General features: G+C 37.5%; 16 protein-coding genes. 7 read left to right on the forward strand and 9 right to left on the reverse strand.

All coding sequences use genetic code 11. The annotated features are described in order from the left end of the window. Positions 1 to 507: 507 nt before the first annotated feature. From LZZ90_RS13495 to katG, 6 genes are all read right to left on the reverse strand, one after another. Entirely contained in the window at positions 508 to 2,697 is a 2,190-nt protein-coding gene (locus LZZ90_RS13495) for a glutamine synthetase III (protein WP_237791236.1), read from the reverse strand. Between the two features lie 231 nt (positions 2,698 to 2,928). After that, a complete protein-coding gene (locus tag LZZ90_RS13500) occupies positions 2,929 to 4,023 on the reverse strand; it encodes a hypothetical protein (protein ID WP_237791237.1) in 1,095 nt (364 codons plus the stop codon). A 161-nt stretch (positions 4,024 to 4,184) separates the two neighbouring features. Beyond that, the gene (locus LZZ90_RS13505; RefSeq protein WP_237791238.1) at positions 4,185 to 4,709 is read right to left on the reverse strand and encodes a hypothetical protein; all 525 of its coding nucleotides are present in this window, start codon (positions 4,707 to 4,709) and stop codon (positions 4,185 to 4,187) included. 160 nt (positions 4,710 to 4,869) lie between these two features. After that, complete coding sequence (locus LZZ90_RS13510) at positions 4,870 to 8,295, reverse strand: methylmalonyl-CoA mutase family protein (RefSeq protein WP_237791239.1); 3,426 nt, start codon at positions 8,293 to 8,295, stop codon at positions 4,870 to 4,872. Positions 8,296 to 8,411: 116 nt separating this feature from the next. Continuing rightward, positions 8,412 to 9,071, reverse strand: a complete 660-nt coding sequence (locus LZZ90_RS13515; RefSeq protein ID WP_237791240.1) for a VOC family protein — start codon at positions 9,069 to 9,071, stop codon at positions 8,412 to 8,414. 12 nt (positions 9,072 to 9,083) lie between these two features. After that, positions 9,084 to 11,291: a catalase/peroxidase HPI gene (gene katG, locus LZZ90_RS13520; protein ID WP_237791241.1), complete on the reverse strand. Its 2,208-nt coding sequence runs from the start codon at positions 11,289 to 11,291 to the stop codon at positions 9,084 to 9,086. Between the two features lie 215 nt (positions 11,292 to 11,506). Between katG and LZZ90_RS13525 the strand changes: the two genes are divergently transcribed. Both LZZ90_RS13525 and LZZ90_RS13530 read left to right on the forward strand, forming a co-directional pair. Continuing rightward, a complete protein-coding gene (locus LZZ90_RS13525) occupies positions 11,507 to 12,217 on the forward strand; it encodes a DUF4197 domain-containing protein (RefSeq protein ID WP_237791242.1) in 711 nt (236 codons plus the stop codon). Between the two features lie 302 nt (positions 12,218 to 12,519). Further along, the gene (locus LZZ90_RS13530) at positions 12,520 to 13,677 is read left to right on the forward strand and encodes an MFS transporter (protein WP_237791267.1); all 1,158 of its coding nucleotides are present in this window, start codon (positions 12,520 to 12,522) and stop codon (positions 13,675 to 13,677) included. On the opposite strand, the gene LZZ90_RS13535 is transcribed toward LZZ90_RS13530, so the two are convergent. From LZZ90_RS13535 to pyrF, 3 genes are read right to left on the reverse strand one after another with little or no spacing between them, the layout of a single operon-like run. Continuing rightward, positions 13,674 to 14,459 (reverse strand): ABC transporter substrate-binding protein, encoded by a 786-nt coding sequence (locus LZZ90_RS13535; protein ID WP_237791268.1) that lies wholly within the window; start codon positions 14,457 to 14,459, stop codon positions 13,674 to 13,676. The two genes, LZZ90_RS13530 and LZZ90_RS13535, sit on opposite strands and share 4 nt — an antisense overlap. Before the next feature lie 24 nt (positions 14,460 to 14,483). Beyond that, positions 14,484 to 14,873 carry a DoxX family protein gene (locus tag LZZ90_RS13540; protein ID WP_237791243.1) on the reverse strand — a complete coding sequence of 130 codons (390 nt, stop codon included), beginning with the start codon at positions 14,871 to 14,873 and terminating at the stop codon, positions 14,484 to 14,486. A 36-nt stretch (positions 14,874 to 14,909) separates the two neighbouring features. Further along, positions 14,910 to 15,722, reverse strand: a complete 813-nt coding sequence (pyrF, locus tag LZZ90_RS13545; protein WP_237791244.1) for an orotidine-5'-phosphate decarboxylase — start codon at positions 15,720 to 15,722, stop codon at positions 14,910 to 14,912. 157 nt (positions 15,723 to 15,879) lie between these two features. Between pyrF and LZZ90_RS13550 the strand changes: the two genes are divergently transcribed. The 5 genes from LZZ90_RS13550 (at position 15,880) to LZZ90_RS13570 (ending at position 20,228) form a co-directional block, all read left to right on the forward strand. After that, the gene (locus LZZ90_RS13550) at positions 15,880 to 17,010 is read left to right on the forward strand and encodes an AI-2E family transporter (RefSeq protein ID WP_237791245.1); all 1,131 of its coding nucleotides are present in this window, start codon (positions 15,880 to 15,882) and stop codon (positions 17,008 to 17,010) included. 53 nt (positions 17,011 to 17,063) lie between these two features. Next, a complete protein-coding gene (locus tag LZZ90_RS13555) occupies positions 17,064 to 17,621 on the forward strand; it encodes an AraC family transcriptional regulator (RefSeq protein WP_237791246.1) in 558 nt (185 codons plus the stop codon). Between the two features lie 6 nt (positions 17,622 to 17,627). Further along, complete coding sequence (locus LZZ90_RS13560) at positions 17,628 to 18,074, forward strand: response regulator (protein WP_237791247.1); 447 nt, start codon at positions 17,628 to 17,630, stop codon at positions 18,072 to 18,074. A 17-nt stretch (positions 18,075 to 18,091) separates the two neighbouring features. Continuing rightward, positions 18,092 to 19,888 carry a sensor histidine kinase gene (locus tag LZZ90_RS13565; protein ID WP_237791248.1) on the forward strand — a complete coding sequence of 599 codons (1,797 nt, stop codon included), beginning with the start codon at positions 18,092 to 18,094 and terminating at the stop codon, positions 19,886 to 19,888. Between the two features lie 187 nt (positions 19,889 to 20,075). Further along, positions 20,076 to 20,228, forward strand: coding sequence for a lmo0937 family membrane protein (locus tag LZZ90_RS13570; RefSeq protein WP_237791249.1), 153 nt, complete (start codon positions 20,076 to 20,078; stop codon positions 20,226 to 20,228). The last annotated feature ends 12 nt before the right edge of the window (positions 20,229 to 20,240 follow it).

A 20,240-nucleotide genomic window follows, 5' to 3' on the forward strand; every position in this document is an offset into this window, starting at 1 on the left:
AAAAAACAAGTTTAATGGATTCTGTTTAAAAAAGTGAGACAGAGCAAGTCTGTCTCACTCTCCAATGGGTTTGGTTTGTTTCTGAGCACAGGACAAACAAAACAAATTATCGAATTCTTTAACACAATCCCTGTGTTGGCCTTGCAAAAACGTGTTGCAAGAGTAAAATTGATGTTTGATCCTGTTTGTTAACAGTTTAAAAATTAAAACTGTGTGTCTTCTCCAAAAAAATAATTGGAACCCATTTATATAATAACAATTAAAAAACATGCCGGAAAAAGGGGAATGCAAAAAAAGGGAAAAGCTAATCCGGAGATTAAGTTTATGGAAGTATAATCTTGTGGTTGATTTATGAGTCAAAATTAAGGCATAAATCCCACTCGAAAAAAAAATTAAACCTCTATTTATCAGTATTTTACAATAAATCTACAAACTACTGAAAACGTCTGCTTAAATGCATAAAAAAAACCTCCCGAAGGAGGTTCTCAAAATAAATAAACAAACAGATTATTTTGTAAACAATAATTCTCTGTATTTGGTTAAGGTCCAGATTTCATCGTCAACTAAAAGTTCCAATTTATCGCAGTGGCTTCTGATGATGTCAAAATAAGGCTTTACTTTATCGCAATAAGCATCCGCCATTTTCTCAGTGCTGGTAAGATTGTTTGCTTTCTTACGCTCTTCGGTCATTGCTTCCACATTGGTGTTGATGCCTTCGATATGCTCTGAAATTTCTTTGATTAATCCAATTTGCTCTTTTGCAATCTTTTCAAAATCTTTTCCGAAAATTTCTTTTAATCCTTTTACGTTTTCAATTAACGTATTTTGATATTTGATAGCCGTTGGAATTACGTGGTTACGAGCAATATCTCCTAAAACACGTCCTTCAATTTGGATTTTTTTAGTGTATTCTTCCAATTCGATTTCGTAACGTGATTCTACCTCAACATGGTTCATCACGTTCATTTCTCCGAAAAGTTCAATGGCTTTTTTAGAAACTTTAGCTTTTAATGCTTTTGGCGTTGTTTTATGATTGCTCAAGCCGCGTTTTTTAGCTTCTTTCTCCCAAGCATCACTGTAACCGTCACCTTCAAATAAAATTGCTTTGGTTTCTTTGATGTATTCTCTTAAAACATTGAAGATCGCATCGTCTTTCTTCATGTCTTTTTTCTCGATTAAAGCATCTACTTCAACTTTAAAATCTTTCAATTGTTTTGCTACAATCGTATTCAATGTTGTCATTGAAACAGCGCAGTTTGCGGAAGAACCTACCGCTCTGAACTCAAATTTGTTTCCGGTAAAGGCAAATGGAGATGTTCTGTTTCTATCGGTATTATCTAATAAAACGTCCGGTAATTTTCCAACTACGTTTAATTTTAAATCGGTTTTTTCTTCCGGAGATAATTTTCCATTCGAAACACCTTCCAATTCTGCAAGAACTTTAGTTAACTGTTGTCCGATGAAAACGGAGATAATTGCCGGTGGTGCCTCATTAGCTCCCAAACGGTGGTCATTACTTGCTGAAGCAATTGACGCTCTTAATAATTCTTCATAATCATGAACTGCTTTGATGGTATTGATGAAGAACGTCAAGAATTGTAAGTTGCTCATTGGAGTTTTACCCGGGCTTAACAAGTTGATACCTGTATCGGTAGCCAAGGACCAGTTGTTGTGTTTTCCGGATCCGTTTACACCTTTGAATGGTTTTTCATGGAACAACACTTTAAAATCATGACGCTCAGCCACTTTTTGCATTACGTCCATCAATAACGAGTTATGGTCAATCGCTAAATTGGTTTCCTCAAAAATAGGAGCCAACTCAAACTGATTCGGCGCTACTTCGTTATGACGTGTTTTTACTGGAATCCCTAATAACATACATTCGTTTTCCAAATCTCTCATGTATTGTAACACACGCGTTGGAATCGAACCGAAATAATGGTCATCCAATTGCTGTCCTTTAGAAGATGTATGCCCTAACAAAGTTCTTCCAGTAGCTAAAATATCCGGACGGGAATATGCTAAAGCGCTGTCTACCAAGAAATATTCCTGCTCCCAGCCTAAAGTAGGCGTAATTTTTTTAACGTTTTTATCAAAATATTTAGCTACATCGGTTGCTGCTGTATCGATTGCATGTAAAGCCCTTAACAAAGGGGTTTTATTATCTAATGCTTCACCTGTATACGAGATGAAAACCGTAGGAATACACAAAGTTGTCCCAAAAATAAACGCAGGAGATGTAGGATCCCAAGCGGTATAACCACGAGCTTCGAATGTATTACGAATTCCTCCGTTCGGGAACGATGAAGCATCCGGCTCTTGTTGTACCAACTGACTTCCTCCAAATTTTTCCACCGGGTCGCTACCGTCCATTGAAGTTTCAAAGAACGCGTCGTGTTTTTCAGCAGTGGTACCTGTTAAAGGCTGAAACCAGTGGGTATAGTGAGTAACTCCTTTTGACAATGCCCACTCTTTCATTCCCATGGCGATGTACTCAGCCAGTTTACGATCGATTTTTGTACCGAACTCAATAGCACTCTTTACTGCTTTATAAGCTTCAGGAGTTAAAAACTGTCGCATTGCTTTGTCGCCAAAAACATTGCTTCCGAAAATCGCTGATTTTCTATCCAATTCTTCTACTACTACCGGTTTTCTGTCTGTGGCTTTTTCCAAGGCCTTAAAACGAAATGTTGCCATAAAGTTGTGTTTTTAGAATTATACCCTCTAATTTTATGATGCAAAAATACAAATTTTACATTATAAAAAACACAACCCCTAAAAAATTTAGGGTCTATCTTCAAAATATTAATTTTAAAATAACTTTACCCCATAAAAAAAGACATTTCAAATCAAAATATCTTTTTTAAATTGTTTTAGTCCAAAAAAGGCTATTCAAAATTAATAATCTCAAGCAATTCTTGACAATACCTAATATTTATCGTTTTGCTTGGTTTCTTTAAATTCTGCAGAAGCCTCGTAAATCATACCCCACAGCGTGCTTTGCAATCTATACTTCATTTTTGACAAAGCTTTATCATTAGACTTCACATCAATTTTATCCAATTTGTCAATTTCATTTTTCCACGATTTATAATCTACACCCTTTTTTATATTCTTTAAATCTGAATTGAACTTTACTAAAAATTCTTCTTCCAGTTTATTTTCTAAATCAAATATTTCTTGCTCATTTTTGATTTGTTGCTTGTATATTTTAGATTCTTTCAATTCAATCATATTTTTCCTTACGGCTTTCTGAACTAACGCTTTATCAAAATTGTTTATGATTCGCTCATATTCCTTAACTGCCGAAATAGCATTTTTGCTGCTCATTAAGCTATCGGCAATTGTTACATTTTTCTGATAAATTCTACCAATAACGCTTTGGTCATTTCTTTTAAGATTCTTTCTATAAGCCTGGATTTCCAACCAATCAAACGCTCTTAAAACCTGTTCTTGACTTGGCCAAACATGCTTATCTTCTGAAACAAAGAGTTCATTATTAATATTAATTCTGGTCAACCATGATTTATTTCCAACCATCTCCTGAAAGTTCATATCGCTGTCCCCAACCAATCCGGCATACGAAAATCTATTGGCAGGAGGAAGAACTTTATCAAATGAATTAAATGAAGCCCCACAAGCAATAATCCCTGCAAAAGCTCCTGTGGTCATTGCTGTATTCGAAGCAAATCTTGAACCTCCTGAAAAACCTGCAACATACATTCGCTTATGATCAATAAAATATTGGGTGAAAACAAAATCAAATAATCGGCCCGCAATCTCCTTATTGGTTTTAATTGGTCCGTTTTTACAATTATTTGAACAAACCAAAATATAACTATATGTTTCTGAAGCTAAAACAAAGGGTTCTATTCCAACTTTTCCTCTTGCACCGGGTTCAAAAATAAAAACAATCGAAGCCGGTGTTTTGGGGTCATAATTTTTAGGAAGATAAACCGCAAAGGTTTCGTTTGGGGAATTCGCAACTAAAACCGAATCAATAATTATTCCGATACTCTGCAATTCTCCTTTCTGTGAAAAACTACAAATTCCCGAAAAAAGAAAAAATATAAAGCAAACAAACGTTTTTCATACTTATAAAAGTACAAAAAAGTAACTTTTCCGCTACAACAAAAAAAGACCATCACTAAGGATGGCCTTCTTATTATAATCTTCTTTATGTTTTACAATTTAATTTTCTGAACTTTAGATTCATCAATATTAAAATGTTTGATCACTTCGCTGTAATTATTGTAGTCTACACCACTTGAAGATTTATTGCCCATATAAGCAGGAACCACAACTACTCTGAAAATCTGATCTAACTTGTAATTGTTAGATAATCCAAATAAATCATAGCCGTACAAATCAATTTTAACATCGTATTGCGTAAAGTCATTTTTATATCCGAAGTCTAATGTCCCATCAGGAAAATAATAGGTTTCAGGAAGCAGTTTCCAAACATCACCAGCAGTACTTCCTCCTGCTAAACGATATACTAAAACCATATCCGAAGAATATATTGTATGAGGAAAATTCAAATAAACACTATAACTATTAGGAATAAAATCCACGTTTCCGTATTCAAAAACCTCACTAATTGTATCTTGATCCGGTGCCGGCACCTGAGTAACAACCTCTTCCCTAACACAGCTTTGAAGCCCCATCATCCCGACAAGGGCCAATAATAAAGTAATTTTTTTAATCATGGCTTTATATTTTAAGTTTTCGAATAATTGCATAATTGGTTTCATGATAATCTGTTTTATTTTCTACAATTCTATAAATGCAATAGTCGTGCCAAAACTCAAAAAACAAAAAAGGTCTTCCGTTATCCGAAAGACCTTTTCTTTATAATCAACTTATGTATTACATGTTTCTTCGGTACTGACCACCTACTTCAAACAAGGCTGAAGTAATTTGTCCTAACGAACAATATTTGGTAGCATCCATCAGTTTTTCGAAAATATTCTGGTTCTGAATCGCTGCATCCTGAATGATGGTTAATTGCTCTTTTACTTTATCCGCCTGAGCAGTGTGCAAACTTTCAAGGGTTGCAATCTGGAATTGTTTCTCTTCTTCTGTTGCACGAATAACTTCTGCCGGAACAACCGTTGGTGAACCTTTAGAACTTAAGAACGTATTTACTCCGATAATCGGGAATTCTCCGGTATGTTTCAAGGTTTCATAGTACAACGATTCTTCCTGAATTTTAGAACGCTGGTACATCGTTTCCATAGCACCCAACACTCCGCCTCTTTCTGTGATTCGGTCAAATTCTGCCAATACAGCTTCTTCCACTAAATCCGTTAATTCTTCGATGATGAACGAACCTTGAATTGGATTTTCGTTTTTCGCCAACCCTAATTCTTTATTAATAATTAGCTGAATTGCCATTGCGCGACGTACCGATTCTTCCGTTGGAGTGGTAATCGCCTCATCATACGCATTGGTATGCAACGAGTTACAGTTATCATAAATCGCATACAACGCCTGTAAAGTTGTACGGATATCATTAAAGTCAATTTCCTGAGCATGTAATGAACGTCCTGAAGTCTGGATGTGGTATTTCAACATCTGCGCTCTTTCGTTGGCTCCGTATTTGTTTTTTAAGGCTTTTGCCCAAATCTTACGCGCTACACGACCGATAACCGCATATTCCGGATCGATACCATTGGAGAAGAAGAACGATAAATTCGGACCGAAATCGTTAATGTTCATGCCTCGGCTTAAATAGTATTCCACGTAAGTGAAACCATTGGCCAAGGTAAAGGCCAACTGCGTAATTGGATTCGCTCCTGCCTCTGCAATGTGGTAACCCGAAATCGAAACCGAATAGAAGTTACGCACATTCTTCTGGATAAAATACTCCTGAACGTCACCCATTAAACGAAGCGCGAATTCCGTAGAGAAAATACAAGTATTTTGTGCCTGATCTTCTTTTAGGATATCCGCCTGAACCGTTCCTCGAACCTGAGCTAACGTTTTTACTTTAATATCCGCATAAACATCGGCCGGTAAAACCTGATCTCCGGTAACCCCTAAAAGCATTAACCCTAAACCGTCGTTTCCTTGCGGTAAATCACCGTTGTAACGCGGTCTTTCCGTTCCTTTTGCTTTATAGATTGCGTTGATTTTTGCTTCCACCTCTGCTTCTAAACCGTTCTCTTTGATGTATTTTTCACAGTTCTGATCGATGGCGGCATTCATAAAGAAACCTAACAACATCGGAGCCGGACCGTTAATAGTCATGGAAACCGAAGTTGCCGGGTGGCTCAAATCAAAACCGGAATATAATTTTTTAGCATCGTCCAAACAACAGATGGAAACCCCGGCATTACCGATTTTTCCGTAGATGTCCGGTCTGTGATCCGGGTCATTTCCGTATAAAGTAACCGAGTCAAACGCTGTGGATAAACGTTTTGCAGGCATTCCCAAACTTACGTAGTGGAAACGACGGTTGGTTCTTTCCGGACCACCTTCTCCAGCAAACATACGCGTTGGATCTTCCCCTTCACGCTTGAACGGATACAATCCTGATGCGAATGGAAATTCACCCGGAACATTTTCCTGTAAGTTCCATTTTAGAATATCACCCCAAGCCTGATATTTCGGCAAGGCTACTTTAGGGATTTGAGAATGTGATAACGATTCGGTATGTGTTTGGATTTTGATTTCCTTATCACGCACCATGAAACTGTATACCGGATTTTTGTATTTGTTTACTTTCTCATCCCAAGTCAAAATGATTTCCCAGTTATACGGATCTAAATTCATTTTTACGCGGTCGAATTCTTTGGTCAGTAGCGATAAGAATTCTTTTTTCTCAGGCAGGTGATTCAAAGAATCCTCAACAATTCCTGATTTGTCAATTTTCGGTACTCTTCCGGAAACCGTTTCGATGGTTTTGAAGATTCCGTATAATTTCTGAGCTACATCTACCTGTGATAAGGCAGTCTCATCGTATTTTCTGTTGTTTTCTGAAATCTCAGATAAATAACGCGTTCTGTGTGGTGGAATCACGAAGATTTTCTCACTCATCTCACGTGTAATCTGGAAGTTGGAATGCAAATCAATTCCGGTTTTCTCTACAATTTTATCCATGATGGATTTGTAAAGTGTGTTCATGCCTGGGTCGTTAAACTGCGAAGCAATCGTTCCGAATACTGGCATTTGATCCGGATCAACGTCCCACAAATGGTGGTTACGCTGATATTGTTTTTTCACATCACGGATAGCATCCAAGGCACCGCGCTTGTCGAATTTATTTAGTGCCACCAAATCCGCGAAATCTAACATGTCAATTTTCTCCAACTGTGTAGCCGCTCCGAATTCAGGCGTCATTACGTATAGCGAAACATCGGAATGCTCTAAAATTTCCGTATCCGATTGTCCGATACCTGAAGTTTCCAACACAATCAAATCGTATTTTGCTGCTTTCAACACTTCAATAGCTTCCTGAACGTATTTTGATAAGGCCAAGTTCGACTGACGTGTCGCCAACGAACGCATATAAACACGAGGATTGTTAATCGCATTCATACGAATACGGTCTCCTAATAAAGCGCCTCCCGTTTTACGTTTAGAAGGGTCTACGGAAATCAATCCGATGGTTTTTTCAGGGAAATCAATTAAGAAACGGCGAACCAATTCGTCCACCAAAGAGGATTTACCGGCACCACCCGTTCCAGTTATTCCCAGAACAGGCGTTTTGCTTTCTTTATTTTTCTCAAGAATTGCCTCCAAAGCTGGTTTAGCTACATCCGGGAAATTTTCCGCAGAAGAAATCACGCGCGCAATTGCCGTTGGATTTTTATCTTCAAGATGATTTACTTCTCCGTTTAATTTATCCCCTACCGGAAAATCGGCACGCATTACCAAATCATTGATCATTCCTTGCAATCCTAATTCACGACCGTCGTCAGGAGAATAAATACGTTCGATACCGTATTCGTGCAATTCGGAAATTTCAGAAGGCAAAATTACTCCGCCTCCGCCTCCGAAGATTTTAATATGACCTGCTCCTTTTTCGTTAAGCAAGTCGTACATGTATTTGAAATATTCATTGTGACCTCCCTGATATGAAGTCATCGCAATTGCATTGGCATCTTCCTGAATAGCAGTATTCACTACTTCTTCCACACTTCTGTCATGACCTAAGTGAATTACCTCAACACCAGTTGCCTGAATGATTCGGCGCATGATGTTAATTGCCGCATCGTGTCCGTCAAAAAGCGAAGCAGCGGTTACAATTCTAACTTTATTCTTAGGTTGATAAGGTTGTTGTTGTTCCATTTTGGGTACTAAATTTGAGGCTGCAATTTACGCATTTCTTAAAAAGTAACGACTTAAAAATTAAATTCTTCTGAAGAAAAACCAAGCCTTTTTTCAACAACAAAACAAAACGTAATTCAGGGAGTGAAAGTAAGCTGACAAAGCTGGTAATCAATTTCAAAAATCACCTTGGTCCAAAACGATTCTGCTTTATGATCTGTAGGATACCAATTTCGGTTTTCAGAAGAAATGATAAACAAACCATGATCGTCTCCCAACACTGAAAAATTTTCCCTTTTGGGTTGTTTTACGAAAAAATCGGTACCATACATAAAATTGATTTCATCACAAAAAGCGAGAACATCTTCAACGGCAAAGCCAATTTCACTAATTTTCAAAAAAGAATTTCCGCCAAACGGCTCATTACAGATATTGAGCAAATCATAACGGACAATTCCTTCCAGAATATTGCCGTTGTTGTCATAAAAGTAAAACGATTTGGCGTTCCAGTTCTTAAAATCAACTATGTATTTATCGCTTTCGTACGGAATTAATTCAGCCTTCCCTTTAACCCACTCCAAACCTTCTTCCAATTGATTTTCAGGAATATCGAAAGCAAAATGATAGACCGGTTTTTCAGCTTTGTCCGACTGATGAAACCAAAGCCTGGAAACCCCAATTTCAAAACAAAGAAGTTCATCCGTTTGTTCCACAATTTTAAAACCAAGCTGTTCTTTATAAAAGAATTCGGTTTGAGAAAGTGAACCCGTTAACAGATGAACTTCTGATATTTGCATAGTTCTGTATCTTTAAGCTAAATCAAAACGATCCAGATTCATCACTTTAGTCCATGCTGCGATAAAATCGTTTACGAATTTAGTTTGTGCATCGGCACTTGCATAAACTTCTGCAATTGCTCTTAATTCCGAATTGGATCCGAAAATCAAATCGGCTCGGGTTGCAGACCATCTTAATTCTCCGGTAGTTCGGCTTTTCCCTTCAAACAACTCCTGATGTTCGTCTTTTGCATGCCAAACCGTATCCATATCGAGCAAATTCACAAAAAAATCATTAGTTAAAGATTCTGAACGTTTGGTAAATATTCCGTGTTTTGAATGGTCGAAATTTGTATTTAAAGCACGCATTCCTCCAATCAATACAGTCAATTCCGGAGCGGTCAGGGTTAACAACTGTGCTTTATCCACAAGTAAAGCTTCGGTAGGAACAACATATTTTGTTTTTAGGTAATTGCGGAATCCATCGGCTTTAGGTTCCAAAACAGCAAAAGAATCGATATCGGTTTGTTCTTGGCTAGCATCCATACGACCTGGAACAAAAGGAACTTTTAAAGAATGCCCGGCGTTTGAAGCTGCTTTTTCAACAGCCGCATTTCCAGCCAAAACAATTAAATCTGCCAGAGAAACTTTTTTAGCAGCGGATTGCGAGTTGAATTCGGCTTGAATTTTCTCCAACACATCCAACACTTTGGATAATTGTGACGGGTTGTTTACTTCCCAATATTTTTGTGGTGCCAAACGGATTCGGGCACCATTAGCACCACCACGCTTATCCGAACCTCTAAAAGTCGATGCAGAAGCCCAAGCTGTAGAAACTAACTCCGAGACAGAAAGACCAGAAGCCAGTATTTTCTCTTTAAGCGAAGCACTATCATTATCATTTATTAATTCGTGGTTAACCGCCGGAATGGGGTCTTGCCAAATCAGAACTTCTTTCGGAACTTCATTTCCTAAGTAACGAGCCAACGGTCCCATATCACGATGGGTTAATTTATACCAGGCACGGGCAAAAGCATCAGCAAACTGATCAGGATTTTCATAAAAACGTCTCGATATTTTTTCATAGGTAGGCTCAAATCGTAAGGAAAGATCTGTAGTTAGCATTGTTGGCGCATGTTTTTTAGAAGGGTCATGCGCATCGGGAAACGTTCCTGCTCCTGCTCCGTTTTTAGCCACCCATTGATGTGCTCCAGCCGGACTTTTGGTCAGTTCCCATTCATACTCAAAAAGATTTTTAAAAAAGTTATTGCTCCACTGGATCGGAGTTTGTGTCCATGTCACTTCAGGACCGCCGGTAATGGTATCAACTCCTTTTCCTGAACCAAATTTACTCGCCCAACCTAAACCCTGCATTTCTATACCCGCGGCTTCCGGTTCCGGACCTACTAAAGCTGCGTCTCCGGCACCATGCGCTTTACCAAAAGTATGACCGCCTGCAATTAGAGCAACAGTCTCTTCATCATTCATGGCCATACGGGCAAAAGTTTCCCTGATATCTTTCGCAGCCGCTATAGGATCCGGGTTACCGTTTGGTCCTTGCGGATTTACATAAATCAATCCCATTTGAACCGCAGCCAACGGATTTTCAAGATCACGTTCACCGGAATATCGCTGATCGTCTAACCAAACATTTTCCGAACCCCAATACACATCTTCTTCCGGTTCCCAAACATCTTCACGACCACCGGCAAAACCAAACGTTTTAAAGCCCATGGATTCCAAAGCAACATTTCCGGCTAAAATCATTAAATCCGCCCAAGAAATTTTACGTCCATACTTTTGTTTGATTGGCCAAAGCAATCGGCGCGCTTTATCAAGATTAGCATTATCAGGCCAACTGTTTAAGGGAGCGAAACGCTGTTGACCAGCTCCCGCGCCTCCTCTACCGTCACCTATACGATACGTTCCGGCACTGTGCCAGGCCATACGAATAAAAAACGGCCCGTAATGACCAAAATCTGCCGGCCACCATTCTTGAGAATCGGTCATTAAATGGGTTAAATCTTTTTTGAGAGCTTGTAAATCAAGGGATTTAAATTCTTCGGCATAATTAAAATTGCCCCCCATTGGATTGGACAAAGAAGAATGCTGTCTAAGAATATTTACTTTTAATTGATTAGGCCACCAATCGCGGTTTCGGGTTCCCCCTCCGCTTACACTTTGATTCTGATTGGCTCCTGAGAATGGGCATTTTCCGTTGCTGTTTGTGTTGTTTTCCATGTTTAAAAAGTTATTGTTAGCTAATGAATCTTTACTTTATACACAAAAACTTGTAAATCAAAAATTTACAACTTCTAAAGTTACCTAAAATTAGGCAATTGAGAAAGGAAAAACTTATAAATCAAATCGATTGTACTTATTTTTTTATAATCAAAAACTATATGAGAAAATTTGGCATTATGTTTGCCTATCTTTGAAAAACAAAATCCATTTATATGAAGAAACTAATCTTACTATTCGCTTTTATTCCCTTTTTAGGATGTGCTGAAATGCAACAGGTAATTCAACAATTACCGCAAACCCAAGGTGTTTTATCGCAAACCGAAATAGCTTCCGGATTAAAAGAAGCCTTAAACAAAGGAATTGACAAACAAGTGGTGAAACTGACCAATGTAGATGGTTTCTACAAAAATGAAATGGTAAAAATTCTTCTTCCGGAAGAGTTAAAAAAAGTAGACAAAACGTTACGTGATATAGGAATGAGCAAATTAGCCGACGAAGGTTTAAAAGTAATGAACCGAGCTGCTGAAGATGCCGTTAAAGAAGCCACTCCGATTTTTGTTGATGCCGTAAAAGGAATGTCGTTTAACGATGCAAAAAACATTTTATTGGGAGACGATCGTTCAGCTACAACCTATCTTCAAAACACAACCACATCGGCTTTATATACCAAATTCAGTCCGGTAATAAAAAATTCGTATGCAAAAGTGGGTGCTGATAAAGTTTGGAGTCAGATCATTACCAAATACAACAGTATTCCGCTAGTTAAAAAAGTAAATCCTGATTTAACCGATTACACTACCAACAAAGCTATGGAAGGTGTTTTCAAAATGATTGCTGTTGAGGAAAAAGACATCCGAAACAATCTGGCTGCCAGAACCTCAGATTTATTGAAGAGAGTATTTGCACTTCAGGATGGAAAATAAACTTAATTTTTTAATAATCAATAACATACATATAACATATTGTTAACATTAACAAATGAAAAATTATCGGAACTTTGTCTCATAATAAATAGTTTCTCATTTGGTTAGGGTTAGTTAAAAAGAATTCCACGCTTTCGGGCGTGGTTTTTTCATTTTATAGGTACTGAAATTCGTTTTTTATTTCCCTTCTATTTAACTTTATTTTCACGGAATTTCATCTAGCAGACAGTATTTTTGCATCCTAATTTCAAAGGCAGATAATTTTCCACACGCACTTGCCTTTTAGTTTCTCTGCAGTTATGATAAATAAAAGCCTCATAGCATTAGCCTTTGGCGGATTGGCCATTGGGATGACCGAATTTACTATGATGGGAATTCTTCCTGATATTGCCAACGATTTAAAAATTGAAATTCCAACCGCCGGACATTTGATTGCTCTTTATGCTCTTGGAGTTGTAGTTGGAGCACCAATTTTAGTTTTATTCACAGGAAAATACCCTCCCAAAAACGTATTATTGTTCCTGATGCTTTTATTTGTGGCTTTCAATGGTTTATTTGCAATTGCTCCGGAATATAACACATTATTAATATCCCGTTTCCTTTCCGGATTGCCTCACGGTGCTTTTTTTGGCGTGGGATCTGTTGTTGCGGCACAATTAGCGGGTAAAGGAAAAGAAGCGCAAGCCATCTCCATCATGTTTACCGGAATGACCATCGCCAATTTAGCAGGAGTTCCCATCGGCACGTATATCGGACATCATTATTCCTGGCGTTATACTTATCTTTTCATCAGCTTGTTGGGATTACTCACTTTTATTGCAGTTTACTACTGGCTACCGAAAATTGAAGCAAATCAGGAAGGTAATTTGTTTGGACAATTAAACTTTTTTAAACGATGGGAAGCATGGCTTTTGGTTGCTATCATCTCTATCGGAACTGGTGGACTTTTTGCATGGATCAGCTATATTGCACCAATGGTTACCAATGTTTCCAAAATTGATCCGAACCGTGTTCCTTTTATCATGGTTTTGGTAGGATTGGGAATGTTCTTCGGAAATTTATTCGGAGGAAAGTTGGCCGACACGATTTCACCAACAAAAGCTGCAATCGCTTCCTTTTTATCAATGGCACTTTGTCTGGTAATCGTATACTTAACAGCGCATATTGAATGGATGGCGTATGTGATGGCTTTCACAACCGGTTTAATTGCCTTTACCATTGGTTCACCTTTACAAATGATGTTAATCACCACGGCAAAAGGTTCTGAAACATTAGCCGCAGCAGCAGGACAAGCCAGCTTCAACATTGGTAATACTTTAGGCGCTTTCTTTGGAGGAATTCCGATTACGCTTGGTTTTGCATACAATACTCCAGTTTTAATTGGTGTTGGAATGGCAAGTGTTGGAGTGGTTCTTTCCTTTATTTTTCTTCGTTTTGTAGTAATAAAGAAAGGAGTCTAAAGCCTTTGACGCAATTGTTTGAAATAATCGAACGCTTTAACCAATCGGCTTCCGTACCAGGAAAACATTTCTCCATCTACGAAAATTGTGGTGGCATGATGGGTATGACGCCCTAACTCAAAAGCGTGCTCGTCTTTAAACGGATAAGGTTCGGAAGACAACAGTACCAAATCCGGATCACCCTGAATACGCATTTTCTGAATTACGATTTCCGGATAACGGCCTTCGTATTTTGGATGGTTATCGTAGATGTTTTCAAATTTGTTCAGCTTTAATAATTCGTTGATGAAATTATCACCACCGGCTACCATATAAGGATTTGCCCAAATAAAATAAACTACTTTTTTAACCTCTTTATCTTTGATGAAATGCTGAAAATCGGCTAAGGCAAAACGGGTTTTATCAATCCATTTTTGAGCACTGGTGCGCTTGTTGAATAATTTTCCGAAATCTTCAATCATTTGCAGATTGTCTTCAATGGTAATGATATTGGTTACCCAAACCGGACAGATTTCTTTTAAAGATTCTACGATTTCAAGCGTATTTTCCTCTTTATTGGCAATGATAATATCCGGATTCAACGCTTTGATCTTATCGATTTTGACCTGCTTTGTTCCACCAACAATGGTTTTGGTCGATTTAAAATGAAAAGGATGCACACAGAATTTGGTAATTCCAACGATGCTTTCTTCCAAGCCCATATCATAAAGTAGCTCGGTTTGGGAAGGTACAAGTGAAACAATACGCTTGGGAGTCTCTTTAAACTGATGAACAGTTCCCATCTGGTCTGTATAAGTATTCAAATTTTATTCTTTTGTTGTATTAAAATTGATTCCATTCGGATACATGATTGCCAAAAACACGAAAATCAGTAAAAAATTAAATTCGACTCCATTTCTTCCTCCGCCTACAACATACCATCCGTCTGGTAAATGCACCATAAAAATGCCTACTATCAATATAAAAATTGTACCCCAGCCGGCAAGTTTTATATAACGGTTTAATAAAAGTGAAATCGCTGCTGCTAAATGAGACAATTTAATTAACCAAGCGATTGTCAATCCGAAAGGCGCAAAACCTTGAGTGTCCAAATACAACTTCCCAAAATCATGAATCCCGTTGTTGAACATTCCCGGCACGCTGTGCATAATTAAAATGATCGCCACGGAAATTCTGAGCAGTAAAGTATTTTTCATCTGGTTAAGGTTTTGAAACTAGTGTAACAAATATACTTATTTTAGAATCTCAGCCATTTCCTGCTGTAATTTCAAAGCTTCTTCTCTGGCTTTTTCTGCAAAATCGACTCCTGTGGAAGCATAAATAATTCCTCTGGAAGAATTAATCAATAGCCCCACATTTTCGCCCATTCCGTATTTGCAAACTTCTGATAAACTTCCGCCTTGAGCGCCAACACCCGGAACCAACAAGAAACTTTCTGGAACAATTTTTCTAATTTCAGTAAAATATTCGGCTTTGGTAGCGCCAACAACATACATAAGATTTTCGGAGTTTTTCCATGTTTTAGAAGTTTCAAGTACCGTTTTGTATAACTCTTTCCCTTCTACATTTTTGGTTTGAAAATCAAAAGCACCTTCGTTTGAGGTTAAAGCCAACATAATAGTATGCTTGTTTTCAAAAGCTAAAAACGGCTCAACCGAGTCTTTTCCCATATAAGGTGCAACAGTTACCGAATCAAAATTTAAATCTTCAAAAAAAGCTTTGGCATACATTGAAGACGTATTTCCGATATCGCCTCGTTTGGCATCTGCAATGGTGAAGATTTCAGGATACTTTTCGTTGATATAATTGATGGTTTTCGCTAAAGATTGCCAGCCTTTCAACCCATATGCTTCATAAAAAGCGGTATTTGGTTTGTAGGAAACACATAAATCGTGGGTAGCATCAATAATTGCTTTGTTGAATTCGAAAATCGGGTCTTCAGTTTGTAGTAAATGCTGGGGTATCTTGCTTAAATCGACATCCAAACCAATACATAAAAATGTTTTTTTAGTTTGAATCTGTTGTGTTAGTTGTTGTGTGGTCATGGTGTTGTTTTGTGGCGCAAAGTTACAAAGGTTAAGTGGTAAATCTCAAAATTTTATAATATTCTGCCGATATTCTATAACACAAACCTCCAACAAGCCTGATAACTTTGTTGCTGTACTCTAATTTGAATCGTTCAATCGATAAGAACCCAAACTTATGAAAACCTCAACAAACAATTCGCAACTGGCTTACAATCTGTTCTGCTTTATAGCTATTGTTTTGATATTGTATTTTCTGAAACCTTTTATTGTGCCTTTGCTTTTTGCTATCCTCTTTAGTATTATGATGTACCCGGTTGCTATTTATTTAGAACGTAAGTGGCGCTTTAACCGAATTGCATCTTCTTTGAGTGTTGTGCTGCTGCTCCTGATTATTTTCGTGGGTTTATTCACCTTTATCGGTTTTCAGATTAAGGATGTGATTGGAAAGTCTGATTTATACTCTGAACGATTAACGGAATTAAACACTGAAATTCTTCAATACACCGAAGACCATTTTGGCATTGACAAGAAGCAGCTTCTTTCGGACAAAAGCCTTAAAATGGAAAACCTCATCAAGAACAACTTTTCAAGAATCAGTGATTTTGTTACCGAATCGGGCAGTTTTCTGAGCGATATTTTTTTGGTACCGATTTATATTTTCTTTCTGCTCCTGTACCGAAAATTCTTTGTGGCATTTGTTCATCGCGCGTTTCCGAAAAAGGACAATGCCTACCTGAACATTATTCTGAAAAAAATCTACCAAACCCAGCAAAATTACCTCAGCGGGCTTTCTGTAGTAATGTTGATTGTTGCTTTACTGAACAGTTCGGGACTATTGCTTTTAGGCATTGAAAATGCGTTCTTCTACGGATTTTTAGGAGCTTTACTTTTACTGATTCCTTATATCGGTATTATCGTTGGATCTTTAATTCCGGCGCTTATCGCTTTGATTACTAAAGATTCTGTTTGGTATTCTGTCGGGGTTATAGGCGTTTTTGCATTTGTTCAGATCATTGAAGGAAATTTCATTACGCCTAAAATTACAGGCTCAAAAATTAGTGTAAATGCTTTTAGCTGCATTTTGGCTTTGGTAATTTTCGCCCTATTGTGGGGAATTGCCGGAATGGTTTTGGCGCTTCCGGTAACGGCAACTATAAAAATTATTTTTGATCAGATTCCTTCGTTAAAACCCTATGGCTTTTTAATGGGAGAACCCGAGAAAGACTATCTAAGAAGCACCGCATACAACCGATTAGCAAAGTGGAAAAGAATTCGAACTCAAAAAAAGAACACCTTAATGCAATAGTTTCTGGGTTTATCCGCAACAATTCTGTAACTTTAAGATTATAAAATCAATTTATGAAAGCATTTTTGAAATTCGATTTTACTACACTATCCAAAAAAATTCTGGAAGAAAAACTAAGCGAGTTTAACGTAAAGTTCAACATTGTGGGCTTTGGCGAAGTTGAATTTCTCGAGAATCTTTCAGAGGAAAAACTGGAAGAAATCACTGCACTGCTCAACAATTATGGCATCGAAGTAATTGAAAATCAGAAAAGCATTTTAGTTCAAAAAATCAAGGACACCATTGTAGAAATGGTTTTTCAACAGGATGCCACCAATATAAAAAGTTCGGTTTATCTTTCGGAAAAACTCAATCACAGTTACGGCTACCTCTCTAACCTGTTTTCGGAAGTTACCTATACCTCGATTGAGAATTTCATCATTCTGCAGAAAATTGAATTGGCAAAACAGCTTATAGTAAACAACAAACTAACCTTAACCGAAATTGCCTTTCAGCTTAATTATTCCAGCGTTGCACATTTAAGCACACAATTCAAGAACACCACAGGCATTACACCTTCTGCATTTCAGCGTATTATTGCCAAAAGAAGGGAAATCGCCAATAAAAAATAAGACTTTATGGATAAGGAATACATCTACATAATTTTGGCCGATGACGATCAGGACGACCGCCTGTTCTTTACCGATGCCTTCAGCGAACTGAAAATAAACACAAAAGTTGATACTTTTAAAGACGGTGTGGAACTGATGGATTATTTAAATGATCCGGAATCTATTCTCCCCAATGTTCTTTTTCTGGATTTAAATATGCCTAAGAAAAACGGAATCGAATGTTTGCATGAAATTAAACGCAATGAGAAATTCAACGATATCGCCATTGCCATTTATTCGACCTCATCCTCGGAAGAAGACATAGAAGAAACCTTTGTTTGTGGCGCCAATATCTATATTAAAAAACCCAACGATTTTAATCTGCTGAAAAAAGTCCTCTCAGATGTAGTAACCATCAATTGGCAATACCACACCTCGGGATTAAATAAAGACAACTTTCTTTTACGCCTTTAACGCTTAAAAAGCTTTCCATGAAATTTACTGAATTCATACGAACGCCCTTATTTCTAAAAATACTGTTTGTGATTTCCATAGCCGTTATTTTTTTTATTTCGGGAATCACTTACAAACATCTTACCCGACTGTCGAATTCTTCAGATCAGGTTACCCGCGCTTACGAAATGTCATTACAGCTGGAAAAACTAATGTCGCAGATAAAAGACGCTGAAACCGGAAACAGAGGCTATATCATTACTAAAGATTCTACTTTTCTCGAGCCTTATTTGTTTGCCAGACTGCGCATCAATACTTCACTTACGGTACTGGAACATTTTTCAAATAATCGCCAGTTGCCAAACGAAAACCTCATTCTTTTAAGAAAACTTACCAACAGCCGCTTAGCCCAAATGGAAAAATCCATAGTGTTTGCCCAACAAAACAAAACGGAAGCACTCCAGGAAAATCTACTAAAAGGTAAAGCTACAATGGACAGTATTCGGCAATGTATTGCCAACATGACAGATTTAGAAACAAAACTGCTATCGGTTCGTCAGGAAAATTATAAAAACACCTTTTCTATTACCCCCATTTTTATCTACATAGTTATTCTTATCGGACTTATCCTTACCGTATTGTCTTTTGTAAAAATTAACCGTGACTTGAATGAACTTAAAAAAACCAACAACCAATTACTCATAGCAAACGAATCTGGAAATATTGCAGAAATCGTTGGTAATTTTGGCCGCTGGGAATATGACATTGAAAAGAACAAGTACCGTTTTTCCGATAATATGTTTCGTCTTTTAGGTAGTAAGCCCGACGCCTTTCAAGCCAGTCTGGATACTTATATGAAGTACATCCATCCGGATGATGGCGTTTTTGTAAAGCGAACAATGGAAAAAATGATGGCTACAAATAACGACCTGCCGTCTTTTAATTACCGTATCAAACGGGAAGATGGAGAAATTCGTTATTTTAAAACCGTCGGCAAACTGGTAACCAACAAATCAGGTGAACAAATTCTTGTAGGAACAACAAGCGACATTACCGAGGAATACAATACCACAAAAGAAATTGAACAGCGTAATACAGAATTAGAACGCAGTAACAAAGAGCTTACGGCTTTCAATTATGTAGCCAGTCATGATTTGCAGGAACCGCTGCGCAAAATACAAACCTTCATTTCCCGTTTGGCAGATAAAGAAGCAGAAAATCTATCGGAAACCGGTAACGAATACCTCAAGCGAATAACGGCTGCATCGGACAGAATGCGAAACCTAATCGATGATTTACTGGAATTTTCAAGGTCTAACAAAGCCGAAAAAGAATTCGAAACTACCGATTTAAACACTTTACTGCAAAACAGTAAACTGGAGCTTTCCTCAATCATTGAAGATAAAAAAGCCGTGATCATTAGTGATACATTGCCGGTACTAAATGTGATTCCATTCCAAATTCAACAGTTATTCACCAACATTATCGGGAATTCAATGAAATACAGCAAAGAAGGAATTGCGCCTCAGATTTTCATTTCAGCCACAAAAGTAAAAGCTTCTAGTGATGAATTGCTCAACAAAAACCCAAATGATTTTTATTATAAAATCAGCATTACCGATAACGGAATTGGTTTCGAACAGGAATACGCCGAAAAGATTTTCATCCTTTTTAATCGTCTTCACAATAAAAACGAATACGATGGAACCGGTATCGGGTTAGCCATCTGTAAAAAAATCATCGACAACCACAAAGGATATATTCTCGCCAAAGGTGAACCCAATATAGGTGCTGTATTCACTTTCTATCTACCGACCGATTTACACAATAACTAATCCCTGCAATAGCCTAAATTTTAATCCCACAATCGTGGGATTTTTTTATTTACAACCACTCGTACATTGACTTATGGAAATTCTATAACAATTAAAAAATATGTTATAACACAACTCCTTACCAACTGTTGCAACTTTGTAATGTAATCTTTTAGAACTATCTATTAATTAATAAAACCAAACAATTATGCAAAATTTACTTTATATGGTCGCGGTAGTATTGGTAATATTATGGGCCTTAGGATTCTTTGTTTACAGTGCCGGAAATTTGATCCATCTTTTATTGGTAATCGCGGTAATTGCAATCTTGTTAAGACTGATAAAAGGAAAGGAAATATAATTAAAATGAACA

It is taken from the genome of Flavobacterium sp. SM15 (genome assembly GCF_022012335.1).
Taxonomy (GTDB): Bacteria; Bacteroidota; Bacteroidia; order Flavobacteriales; family Flavobacteriaceae; genus Flavobacterium.